General features: G+C 71.5%; 11 protein-coding genes. All 11 read right to left on the reverse strand.

Translation table 11 applies throughout. The features are described 5' to 3' along the window. Positions 1-62: 62 nt before the first annotated feature. Positions 63-431, reverse strand: a complete 369-nt coding sequence (gene uraH / locus AAC691_RS03085) for a hydroxyisourate hydrolase (RefSeq protein WP_323991144.1) — start codon at positions 429-431, stop codon at positions 63-65. Beyond that, positions 428-976 carry a 2-oxo-4-hydroxy-4-carboxy-5-ureidoimidazoline decarboxylase gene (gene uraD, locus AAC691_RS03090; RefSeq protein WP_323991145.1) on the reverse strand — a complete coding sequence of 183 codons (549 nt, stop codon included), beginning with the start codon at positions 974-976 and terminating at the stop codon, positions 428-430. Before uraD ends, uraH begins: the two co-directional genes overlap by 4 nt. Then, on the reverse strand, positions 973-1,881 hold the full coding sequence (gene puuE / locus AAC691_RS03095) for an allantoinase PuuE (RefSeq protein WP_342628909.1): 909 nt from the start codon (positions 1,879-1,881) through the stop codon (positions 973-975). The genes uraD and puuE overlap by 4 nt, the downstream gene beginning before the upstream one ends. After that, a complete protein-coding gene (locus tag AAC691_RS03100; RefSeq protein ID WP_342628910.1) occupies positions 1,878-3,101 on the reverse strand; it encodes an alanine--glyoxylate aminotransferase family protein in 1,224 nt (407 codons plus the stop codon). The genes puuE and AAC691_RS03100 overlap by 4 nt, the downstream gene beginning before the upstream one ends. Before the next feature lie 31 nt (positions 3,102-3,132). Beyond that, a complete protein-coding gene (locus tag AAC691_RS03105; RefSeq protein WP_342628911.1) occupies positions 3,133-4,440 on the reverse strand; it encodes an allantoate amidohydrolase in 1,308 nt (435 codons plus the stop codon). Next, a complete protein-coding gene (locus tag AAC691_RS03110) occupies positions 4,434-6,026 on the reverse strand; it encodes a gamma-glutamyltransferase family protein (RefSeq protein ID WP_342628912.1) in 1,593 nt (530 codons plus the stop codon). Before AAC691_RS03110 ends, AAC691_RS03105 begins: the two co-directional genes overlap by 7 nt. A gap of 3 nt (positions 6,027-6,029) precedes the next feature. Further along, positions 6,030-7,460 (reverse strand): AtzE family amidohydrolase, encoded by a 1,431-nt coding sequence (locus AAC691_RS03115; RefSeq protein ID WP_342630125.1) that lies wholly within the window; start codon positions 7,458-7,460, stop codon positions 6,030-6,032. 11 nt (positions 7,461-7,471) lie between these two features. Continuing rightward, positions 7,472-7,669 (reverse strand): DUF4089 domain-containing protein, encoded by a 198-nt coding sequence (locus tag AAC691_RS03120; protein WP_176640616.1) that lies wholly within the window; start codon positions 7,667-7,669, stop codon positions 7,472-7,474. Between the two features lie 64 nt (positions 7,670-7,733). Then, positions 7,734-9,188, reverse strand: coding sequence for an NAD(P)/FAD-dependent oxidoreductase (locus AAC691_RS03125; RefSeq protein ID WP_342628913.1), 1,455 nt, complete (start codon positions 9,186-9,188; stop codon positions 7,734-7,736). Positions 9,189-9,368: 180 nt separating this feature from the next. Further along, the gene (locus tag AAC691_RS03130) at positions 9,369-10,331 is read right to left on the reverse strand and encodes a LysR family transcriptional regulator (RefSeq protein WP_342628914.1); all 963 of its coding nucleotides are present in this window, start codon (positions 10,329-10,331) and stop codon (positions 9,369-9,371) included. Further along, positions 10,328-11,224, reverse strand: coding sequence for a xanthine dehydrogenase accessory protein XdhC (gene xdhC, locus AAC691_RS03135; protein WP_342628915.1), 897 nt, complete (start codon positions 11,222-11,224; stop codon positions 10,328-10,330). The genes AAC691_RS03130 and xdhC overlap by 4 nt, the downstream gene beginning before the upstream one ends. Positions 11,225-11,228 lie beyond the last annotated feature (4 nt).

The raw sequence follows: 11,228 nt of genomic DNA on the forward strand, positions 1-11,228 counted from the left end.
CCCCAGAGGCGCTTGCAGAGGCGCTTGCGGAGGCGGGCCGGCGATCGTTTAACGCCCGCTGGTCAACTGCCCCGGTAGGTCGAGAACCCGTAGGGCGAGACCAGCAGCGGCACGTGGTAATGGCCGCCCTTGCCGTCCGGTCCCGGCCGGGCGACGCCGAAGGCGATGGGCACCACGTCCAGGAACGGCGGGTCGCTGAGGGCGACGCCCTGGGCCCGGAAATAGGCCGCCACCGCGAATTCCAGCCGATAGGCGCCCGGCGCCAGCCCGGCGCCGTCCGCCCCCCCGACCCCGGCCAGTTCGGGGCAGCGGCCGTCGGCGTTGGTGCGGCCCGCGAACAGGCGGTCGGGTCCCGACCAGAGCGAGAGCGCCATTCCGGCCGCCGGACGGCCCGAGACCAGGTCCAGGACGTGGCTGGACAGGGTGATCATGGCGCGTTCTCCGCGTTTTCCGCGAGGGTCTTGAACGTGTCGGCCAGGCGCAGGCCGGCGATCTTGCCGATTTCGACGATCGCGGCCTGCAATTCGGCCTGGGGCGTGTGGGCGACGCGGCGTTCCATTTCCGACAGGATGACATCCTTGTCGGACAGCCGCACGCAGATCACGAACGGCATGGCGAAGCGCGCGGCATAGGCGTCGTTCAGCCGGTTGAAGCGGGCATATTCGTCGGGGGTGAGCCGGTCGAGCCCGGCCGATGCCTGTTCGGCGGCCGAGGCCTGCGTCAGGGTGGGATCGAGACCGGCGCGGCGCGCCAGTTCAGGGTGGGCCCGCACCAGGGCCAGTTTTTCGTCGTCGGCCGCGCGGTCCAGCACGCCGGTCATGGCCAGCAGCATCGCATCCGGCGTGGCGAAGGGGCGCAGCGCCGCGGCGCGTTCGGCCACCCAGGGGGAATGTTCGAACAGATGGCCGAAGGTGGCGACGAAATCGGCCGGGGCCATGGCGTTGACCCGGTTCATGGTAACGGAAGGGGTGGTCATGCGGGGTGAACCTTGAGCCAGTGGCGGGCGATATCCAGCCGGGTGGCGACCCAGACGCGGTCATGGGCCATGACATGGTCGAGGAAGCGCGCGACCGCCAGGGCGCGGCCGGGGCGGCCGGCGACGCGGCAATGCAGGCCGACCGACATCATCCGGGGCGTCGTGGCGCCTTCGGCGTACAGCATGTCGAACGTGTCGCGCAGGTAGCGGAAGAACTGCTCGCCCTCGGTAAAGCCGTTCAGCGCGACGAAGCGCATGTCGTTCGCGTCCAGCGTGTAGGGCACGACCAACTGGGCGCGTCCGTGGCTGCGGTCATAGTATGGCAGGTCGTCGGCATAGGAATCGGCGTCGTAGACGAAGCCGCCTTCCTGGGCGACGAGGCGCGCGGTGTTGGGGCTGGTGCGGCCCTGGTACCAGCCCAGCGGGCGCGATCCGGTCAGTTCGGCATGCAGCGCGATGCATTGGCGGATATGCGCGCGCTCGACCGCCTCGGGGATGTCCTGGTAGTCGATCCAGCGCAATCCGTGGGAGGCGATTTCCCACCCTGCCCCCAGCATCGCCGCGACGGCATCGGGATTGCGGGCCATGGCCATGGCCACGCCGAACACGGTCACCGGCAATGCGCGTTCGGTGAACAGCCGGTGCAGGCGCCAGAAGCCGGCGCGGGCGCCGTACTCGTACAGGCTTTCCATCGCCATCGCGCGCGCGCCGGGAATCGCGCGGGCGCCGATCATTTCGGACAGGAAGGCCTCGGACCCCGCATCGCCGTGCAGCACGGAGTTTTCGGCGCCTTCCTCGTAATTGATCACGAACTGGACGGCGATGCGCGCCTGGCCGGGCCACTGGGCCTGCGGCGGATGGGCGCCATGGCCCGCGAGGTCGCGGGGATAGTCCGCGCCGGTCACGACGCGGCCTCGTAGGACGCGCGCGCGGCATCGACGGCATTGCCTTGCGGGAGGGAGAAGCCCTCGGCGCGGAGGGTGGCTTCGAGTGCGGCGAGGGTGATGAGCACCTTGTGCTTCATGGCGTTGTAGCCCATGGCGCCGATGCGCCAGATCTTTCCCGCCAGGGGGCCGAAGGCGGTGCCGATCTCGATTTCGAATTCCGCGCGCATGCGGGTGCGCACCGCCTCGCCGTCGATGCCTTCGGGGATGTGCACGCCGGTGACGTTGGTCATGCGATGCGCGTCCTGGCCATACAGGGCCAGCCCCATGGCGCGCAGCCCGGCGCCCATCGCCGCCCCGGCCGCGCGGTGCCGGGCGAAGCGGGCCTCCAGCCCCTCTTCCACCATGATCCGTGCCGCCTCGCGCGCCGCATAGAGCATGGAGGTCGCCTCGGTATGGTGGTTCAGCCGCTGCTCGGACCAGTAATCCATCACCATCGCCAGGTCGAAATAGTTCGAGCCGATGCGCGGCCGCGCGCCGTCGCGGCTGTCGGCGGTGCGGATCCCGGCCTCGACATGGCGGCGGGCCATGATGTGCGCCGCCGCGCGGTCCGAGATCGTGATCGGCGCCGAGCCCGGCGGGCCGCCCATGCATTTCTGCAGGCCGCCCGTCACCACGTCCACCCCCCAGGCGTCGGTCGCCACCGCCATGCCGCCCAAGGTGGCGGTGGCGTCGACATAGGACAGCACGCCGTGGCGGCGGCAGATGTCCCCCACCCCGTCCAGCGGCTGCGCCATGGTGGTGGAGGTGTCGCCGTGGATGGCCGCGAAGACCTGCGGCTGGTGTTCGACGATCGCGGCCTCGATCTGCCCGCGGGTCGCGACCGCGCCCCAGGGGATGTCGAGGGTGCGGATGTCGGCGCCGATGCGCCCGGCGATTTCCGACAGCAGCAGGCCGAAGCGACCGGCGCGCAGCACCAGCAGCCGCGCCCCCGGTTCGACCAGCGAGACCAGCGCCGCCTCGATCCCCGCCCGCGCCGTGCCGTCGACCAGGAAGGTCCAGCGGTTTTCCGTCATGAACACATGACGATACAGCGCCATCGTCTGGTTCATATACCCCGTCATCTCCGGGTCGAACTGCCCCAGCATGTCCGCCGCCATCGCGCGCAGCACCCGCGGATGCACGTTCACCGGACCCGGGCCCATCAGCAGCCGGTGCGGCGGGTCGATCTGTCCGAACATGGGCGGTTCCTTCCTCCGTCTCGTCTTTTCGTCAGCGCCGGCCGGCCTGGCGCGCTTCGGCGAAGCGCGCCACGAAATCGGTCAGCGCCCGCAGCGCGCAGTCGGCGTCGGCTTCGTCGACCGCCTCGGCCGGATTGTGGCTGATGCCGCCGGCGCAGCGGAGGAACAGCATGCCGACCGGCGCCAGGCGGGCCATCGCCATGGCGTCGTGCCCTGCCCCGCTGACCAGCACGTGCGGCGCGTGGCCGGTGGCCTGGCGCACCGCCTCTTCCAGCAGCCCGGTCAGCGCAGGGTCGCACGGGGTGGCCGACAAATCCTGCTGCTGCGCCAGGTCCAGTGTGACCTGGCGGCGGGCGGCGATCTCGGCCAGGGCGGCGCGGATCGCCCGGGCCGCGCCGTCGCGCACCGCATGGGTGCCGGCGCGGACGTCGATGGTGAAGCCGACCGTGCCGGGCACCACGTTGGGCACGCCGGGACCGACCGCCAGCCGGCCGACGGTGGCCACCAGGTCGGGCGGGCCGCCGCCGCCGATCCGTTCGATCGCCAGCACCATTTCGGCCGCGGCGGCCAGCGCGTCGCGGCGCAGATCCATCGCCATGGTGCCGGCATGGCCGGCCACCCCGGTGACATCCGCCTGGAAGCGATATTGCGCGGCGATCGCGCTGACCACGCCCAGCGGCCGGTCCGCGGCTTCGAGCACCGGGCCCTGTTCGATATGGGCCTCGACATAGGCCAGCACGTCGGCGCCGCGCCGCGCGGCCTGGCCGAAGCGGGCCAGGTCGAGGCCGAAGCCGCCGAGCGCGTCGGCCAGGCTGGTGCCCTGGGCGTCGACCATGTCCTGGGCCATGTCCTGGGTCATGTCCTGGCTGGCCAGCGCGCCGGCCACCGCGCGGCTGCACAGCATCGAGACCGGAAAGCGCGAGCCTTCCTCGTCCCCGAAGCCGATCACTTCGAGCGCGAAGGGAAAGCGCCGGCCGCGTTCGGCGAAATGGGCGACGGTTTCGATCCCCAGCATCACCCCCAGCATGCCGTCATAGCGGCCGGCGTCGCGCACGCTGTCGACATGCGAGCCGAGCAGCAGCGCCGGGGCATCGGGCATGCTGCCCTCATACCGGCCGACGATGTTGCCCGCCGGGTCGATGCGCGCGCGCATCCCGGCCTCGGCCATCCAGGCGGCGATCCGGTCCAGGGTCGCCGCGTGCCCGCCGCCCAGATAGGGCCGGAACAACTGCCCCGGCACGTCCGAATAGGGTACCTCGCCCAAAAGGTCGCACCGCGATACCGCGCGGGCACCGGAGGGGCGATCACGCAGGAGCGGATCGGGCGTCGCGGTCACCATGCCGCCACCATGCCGTCGCTGCGCGGGTCGGATGCGCCCTCGATCAGGCCGGACGGATGCAGGACCAGGGCGCCGGCATGGCCCATGGTGGATGTGAAGGCGGGCATGGGCTCCAGCGCGTGTCCGGCCCGGGCCAGGCCGGCGATGACGTCCGGAGCGAACCGGTCCTCATATTTCAAGCTCGTGCTGTCCTCGCCCCAGGTCCGGCCGAGCAGCCAGCGCGGCGCGGTGACGGCCTGCTGGAGCGTCATGCCGTAGCGGGCGTAGCGGGTGAACAGGGCGGCCTGGGTCTGGGGCTGGCCCTCGCCGCCCATGGTGCCGTAGACCATGGTCCGCCCGTCCGCGAAGCGGGCGCCGGCCGGGTTGAGCGTGTGGAAGGGCTTGCGGCCGGGACGCAGCGCGTTCCAGCCATCCTCGGCCAACCGGAAGCTGCTGCCGCGATTCTGCCAGACGATGCCGCTGCGCGGCAGGACCAGGCCCGAGCCATATTCGAAATAGATGCTCTGGATCATGCTGACGGCGACGCCGTCAGCATCGACGGCACCCATCCAGGTGGTGTCGCCGGCCTGGGACGGCCGGGGCCAGGGGGATGCCGCCGCCGGGTCGATCGCGGCGGCCATGCCGTCCAGCCCGGCCGCGTCGTCCAGGATGGCCTGGGCATCGGTGGTCATGAAGGCTGGATCGCCGACATGGGCGTCGCGATAGAGGAAGGCCTGCTTGGTGGCTTCGACCAGTCCGTGAATATGGTCGAACCCGTCGGGGCGGTCGGCGCGCAGCCGGTCGAAGATGGCCAGGATCAGCAGCGAGGCCACGCCCTGGGTCGGGGGCGCCATGTTGAACAGGCGCGCGCCGGTGATATCGACATGCAGCGGGGGCCGGACCGTCGCGTGGTGCGCGGCGAGGTCGGCAGCGTCCAGCGGGCTGCCGAGGCGGCGGAGATCCTCGGCGATGTCGCGGGCCAGGGGGCCGCGATAGAAGGACTCCAGCCCGTCGGCCGCCAGGCGGCGGAAGGTCTGGGCCAGGGCCTGGTTATGCAGCATGTCGCCCGGCGCGGGCGGCCGGCCGCCCGGCAGGAACAGGTCGCGGAAGCCCGGAACCGCCTCCAGTTCAGCGGCCTTGGCCCGGGTCAGGGCGGCGCCGCCCTCGGTCACCGGTACGCCCTGTTCGGCGTAATAGATCGCATCGCGCAGCAAGCGGTGCAGCGACAGGCCCGGCTGGATCGCATGGCTGGCGGCCAGCGCCCGGTCCCAGCCGGAGATCGTGCCCGCGACGCTGTTGGCCGCGAGCGGACCGCGCCAGGGGATCGTGTCGTGGCCGGCGGCGCGATAGAACGCGGGGTCGGCCCGGCCCGCCGCCGCCCCGCAGGCATCGATCGTCTCGGCCCGGCCGTCCGGCCACAGGACCAGCCAGAAGGCGTCGCCGCCGATGCCGGTCATGTGCGGATAGACCACCGACAGGGTTGCGGCGGTGGCCACCACGGCTTCCAGCGCCGTGCCGCCGTCGCGCAGGACGTCCAGCCCGGCCTGGCTGGCCAGATGATGGGGGGATGTGACCATCCCCCGATGCGAGCGGGGCGTGTGCAGCATGGCCTATTGCCCCCCAGCCTTTTGCGCGGCCTTTTGGGGCGCTTTTTGAGGCAGCGGAACGCGGCCGGCCAGCCCGGCGTCGTGCAGCGCGGCCGCCACGGCGAACAAGGCGGCCTCGCGCCCCGGGGCGGCGATCAACTGGATGCCCAGCGGCAGCCCGCCGGATGCCGCCAGCGGGGCGCTGAGGATCGGCACGCCGGCCAGGCTGAGCGGCTGGGTATAGAGGCCGAGATTGGCCCGCGCGGAGACGGGTTGCCCGTCCACCAGGATGGTCGGCTGGTCGATCAGCGGAGCCTCGCCCACCGTGGCCGGCGCGATCAGCACGTCGGCCGAGCGAAACAGGGCGTGCACCCGTTCGCGGAACCAGGTGCGGAAGCGATGGGCCTGCAGCACCGTGCTGGCCGGCAGCAGCGCGCCCGCCATCAGCCGGTCGCGGGTCGCCGGATCGTACTGCATGGCGTGGCGGCGCAGGCGCGGCAGGTGCAGCGTGCCGCCTTCGGCCGCGGTGATGACGAAGGACGCGGCGCGGGCGCGCGCGACCTCGGGCAGTTCCACGGTCGGGCAGTCCCCGGCATGGGCGGCGAAATGCGCGGCGACGGCATCGATCGCCCCGGCCAGCGGCGCGGTCACGTTCTGCGCGAACCAGCCGCCCAGGCGCGCGACCCGCAGGTCGGACAATCGCGGCAGCTCGGCCATGGGCGCGCCGCGCATGATGTCATACACGACCCGCAGGTCGGACAGCGTGCCGGCGAACGGCCCGACGACATCCAGGCTGGCCGCGAACGGATAGGCGCCGTCATGCGGGACGGTGCCGTAGGTGGGTTTGAGCCCCCAGACGCCGCACAGCGCGGCGGGAACGCGGATCGAGCCGTTGGTATCCGACCCCAGGGTGAAGGGCAGCAGGCCCGCCGCGACCGAGGCGGCAGAGCCGCCGGACGAGCCGCCGGCCAGGCGCGTCAGGTCATGGGGGTTTCGGGTGATGCCGTAATGGGCGTTGTCGGTGGCGAATCCGTAGGCGAATTCGTCCATGTTCAGGCTGGCCAGCGGGATGGCGCCGGCGCCGCGCAGCCGGGCGACGACGGTCGCGTCCCGGGTGGCGGGACGCGATTCGCGCAGCACGATCGAGCCGGCGGTCGTGACTTCGTCGGTCACGTCGAACAGGTCCTTGACCCCGAACGGCACGCCGGCCAGGGGGCCCGGATCCTCGCCGGCCGCGATGCGGCGGTCGATCGTCTCGGCCTCGGCGACCGCGCGGGGGCCGAAGATGCGGGTGACGCTGTTGATCCGGGCGTCGCGGACCTCGATCGCCGCGATCGCGGCGGTGACGGTGGTGACGGCGCTGCGGCGGCGATGACGGATATCCGCCGCGAGCGCCAGGGCGTCGGGGAAGGTATCCGGGGAAGCAAGCGGGGGGGTATCGGTCTGGTCGGTCATGTCGGGCGTGCTCACGGCCGGTATTCGAAGGCGGGTTCGCAGGAATCGGGCAGCGGAAATTCGTGCAGCAGCCGGGCATAGGTCTGCAGCAGCGCACGGTTGGCGAGCACGCCCGGCATGAAGCCGTCGGCGATGGTCAGTCCGATATCGCGCGCCGCGGCCGCGACGAGCGCCTCGTCGGGGATGCGGTCGCTTTGATGGTCGCTCATCGAATAAATCCTCGTTCCGTTGGACCTGCCGCCTCGTGTCGCGTGCGGCATGGGTCGGAACGGATCATGCATCCGGAGGATCGAGGCTGACCAGTTCCGGCGTGGCATAATTCAGCAGGGACTCCAGATGCCATGCCCCGTCGGCCACGAACAGGTCCCGCCCCAGGCCGCGCGCCAGCCGTTCCACGCCGAAGCGCATGCCGCTGATGGAGGCGCCGGACAGGCCCATGCTGGGGGTCGCGCCGAAGGTGAAATTGTGGATGGCGGCCAGCATCGGCGCCAGCGGGTCGGCCGGATCGCGCGGCAGGAACTGGTAGGCGTCGCCCAGATAGGGATGCGCGGCCAGCAGGGCGTTCTCCTCGCCCGCCGGGGGGGTGAAGCGGTCCTGCCACAGGGCGACCGAACCCGCGAAGGAGGCCGTTTCCGGCCGGCGGGCCAGGTCGGTGGCGAAGCCGGTGCCGATGATCACGAAATCGAAGCGCATTTCGCCGTCCGGGGTGCGCATGACGATCTCCTCGCCGTCCATGCGCGCGCCCGTCCAGCCGCATCCGGTATGGTAGCTGAACGTCGGATGGCGGCGGCAGCGCCAGAACGTGTCCTGCGGCGGCGGCTGGTTGAGGTCGTAGATATGGCGCATGAAGCGCCAGCGCAGCGTGTCGGGCAAGGAGGGAAAATGGGCGAGGAAGCCGGTATTTTCCATCCAGCGATACGGGTTGACCGAGGGGATGACCCTGCGCCGCAGGCATAGCGCGACCGAGGCGGCGCCGGATTCGAGCGCGGTGGCGGCATTGTCGAAGGCCGAGGCCCCCGCGCCGAGCACGCCGATCCGCTTGCCGCGCAGGGCGGCGAAATCGATCCGTTCGGAGGTATGGGCATAGGCGCCGCGCGGCAGGGCCTGGCGGATGAAGTCCGGCACGTGCCACGCGCCGTTGCCGTCGATGCCGGTGGCCAGCACCAGCTTGCGCGCCAGATGGCGGTATTCCCTGCCCGCCGAATCGCGGAAGGTCAGGCGCAGCAGCCCGTCTTCGGGCTCGACGCGTTCGAAGGAGCGGTCATTTTCGACCGGAAGCGCGAGACTGTCGCGATACCAGTCCAGATAGGCCTGCCAGTCCTGGCGGGGGATCTTGTCCAGTTCGGCCCAGGCCTGGGCGCCGTAGCGGGCCGAGTACCAGGCGCGGGGGGTCAGGCTGGGCACCCCCAGGTCCGGACCGGTCACGTATTTCGGCGTCCGCAGGGTGATCATGCGGGCGAAGGTGATCCAGGGTCCCTCGCCGCCGCGCGGAGCGCGGTCGAAGATGCGGATATTGGTGACGTTGCCGCGGCGCAGGCCGAACCCGGTGGCCAGGCCGCCCTGCCCCGCGCCGATGATGGCGACGTCCAGCACGGGCTCGCCATCGCGGACCAGCCGCGGCGTCCAGTCATGGCGGGGATAGTCGATGACCTCCAGGTCCCGCCGGACGGCGTCGTTCAGGACGGCCAAGCCCCCCGTTTCGGTCGCGGTGTGGCTGTCGGCGGTCATGGGCGCCCCCTTTTGAAATGATCACGCGGCAGTATCAGGCGGATGGTCCGTGTCCCCCGACACGGACCGAGTTCCCCAACTCGCACCATCCTGGAATCGAAACTAACCGGATCGCGGGGTGTTTCGTCCAGTATAATAAAATGATCATCTTGTTGCCGATTGGGAAACGCCGAGACGGGCTTATCCGGGCGATCGCGGCGGATGGACGGGCGGGGCCTGCATCGCGCGCAGGGTGGCGCGGACCTCGGCGATGAGCTGTTCGAGGGCGGGGGGCAGCCAGCGCGCGTCGCGGACATAGGCGCCCAGGTCGGTCACGGCGCGCGGATCGTCCAGCGGGACATGGGCCAGGGCGCCGCGGCCGATATCGAATTCCAGCGCCAGGCGCGACTGGAAGGCCAGGCCGGCGCCGGCCATGACCATGCGGTTGGTCAGTTCGATCGACCCGGTTTCCAGCACCATGTCGATCTGGTCGCGCCAGGGGCGGAGCATCGGTTCCATGACGCGATGGAGCGACAGCGAGTCCGAGGGCAGGATCAGCGGCTGGTCCAGCAGGTCCTGGATGCCGATCCGGCGGCGCGTGGCCAGCGGGTGGTCGGTGCGCATCACCACGCCCACCGGGAAATGCGCCACCGCGACCTGGCGCAGTTCGTCGGGCGGTTCGAGGGAGAAGGCGATGCCCAGGTCGGTGGCGCCGGTGCTGAGCGCGGTGACGATCGCGGCGGGCGAGCCTGTCTCGGCATGCAGGTCGATGCCGGGATGGGATTGCGTCATGCGGGTGAGCAGCCGCGCCATCAGGTCGCCGGCGACGCCTTCGACCGTCATCAGGCTGATGCGGCCGCCGCGCAGGCCGCTGAGTGCGGCGATCTGCTCGTCGGTGCGCACCGCGTCCTGCATCACGGTGATGATGTGGCGGGAGATGATCTCGCCCGCCGCAGTCGGCACCATGCCGCCGGGCAGCCGGTCGAACAGCGGGCAGCCGATCTCGTCCTCCATCTGCGCGATCTGGCGGGTCAGCGCGGAGGGGGTGACGTTGAGCCGGCGCGCGGCCTCGCGGACCGATCGATATTCGCGGACCGCGTTGAAATAGACGATGCAGCGCGCATGCAGGCGCATGACCCGCGCCACCCGGTCGGCGCGGATCATGCGGCGCCCCGGATGATCCGGCCGGGCCGGCGCGCCGCGGCGTCATGCAGCAGGCGTTCGACGATTTCTGCCGCGACCAGGGCGGCGATGATTTCCGGCCGCTTGTCGCGGATGCCGCGATCGCCGATCGGGCAGACCAGGGTGGCGATGCGTGCCTCGGGCAGGCCGATGGCGCGGAAGGCGGCTTCGAACCGGCGGCGCTTGGTCCGCGAGCCGATCAGCCCGACATAGCGGAAATCGCCGCGCTCCAGCGCGGCGGAGACGATCAGCGAATCCAGCGCGTGGCTGGGGGTGAGCACGAGAATGCCGGCCCCCGGCGGGGCCGTGGCGATGGCGGCCTGCCAGTCGGCGGTGACCCGGGCCTGGACCCGCGCGGGCACGGGGCCGAATTCCTCGGCCCTGGGGTCGATCCAGGCCAGGTGCAGCGGCAGCGGCGCCAGCGCGTGCGCCAGGGCGCGGCCGACATGACCGGCGCCGAACATCAGCAGATGCGGCCAGGCGGCGCGGTCATCCGCCGCCTGGCGGCGCAGGTCGGCCACCAGGGCGGCGTCGGCGCGGGCGATCCGCACCCGGACCACGCCGCCGCAGCATTGGCCGCTCTCGGGCCCCAGCACGAAATCCTGCTCGATACCGGTTTCGGGGCCAGTTTCGGGGCCAGTTTCGGCGCCGGTTTCGGTGCCCGCCGGGCCGTCCTGCAGCAGCGCGCGGGCGCGGGCCAGGCAGTCCCATTCCAGGCGGCCGCCGCCGATCGTGCCGGCCTGCCAGTCGGGACCGGCCAGCATGAAGGACCCGGCCTCACGCGGGGTGGAGCCGCGCGCGGCCGTGACGCGGATGCAGGCCATCGGCGGCCCGTCCGGCTGCCAGCCGGACAGGGCGGCGAGGAGGTCGTCCATGGGC

Origin of the sequence: Nguyenibacter vanlangensis, assembly GCF_038719015.1 — a bacterium.
GTDB classification, from domain to species: Bacteria; Pseudomonadota; Alphaproteobacteria; order Acetobacterales; family Acetobacteraceae; genus Gluconacetobacter; species Gluconacetobacter vanlangensis.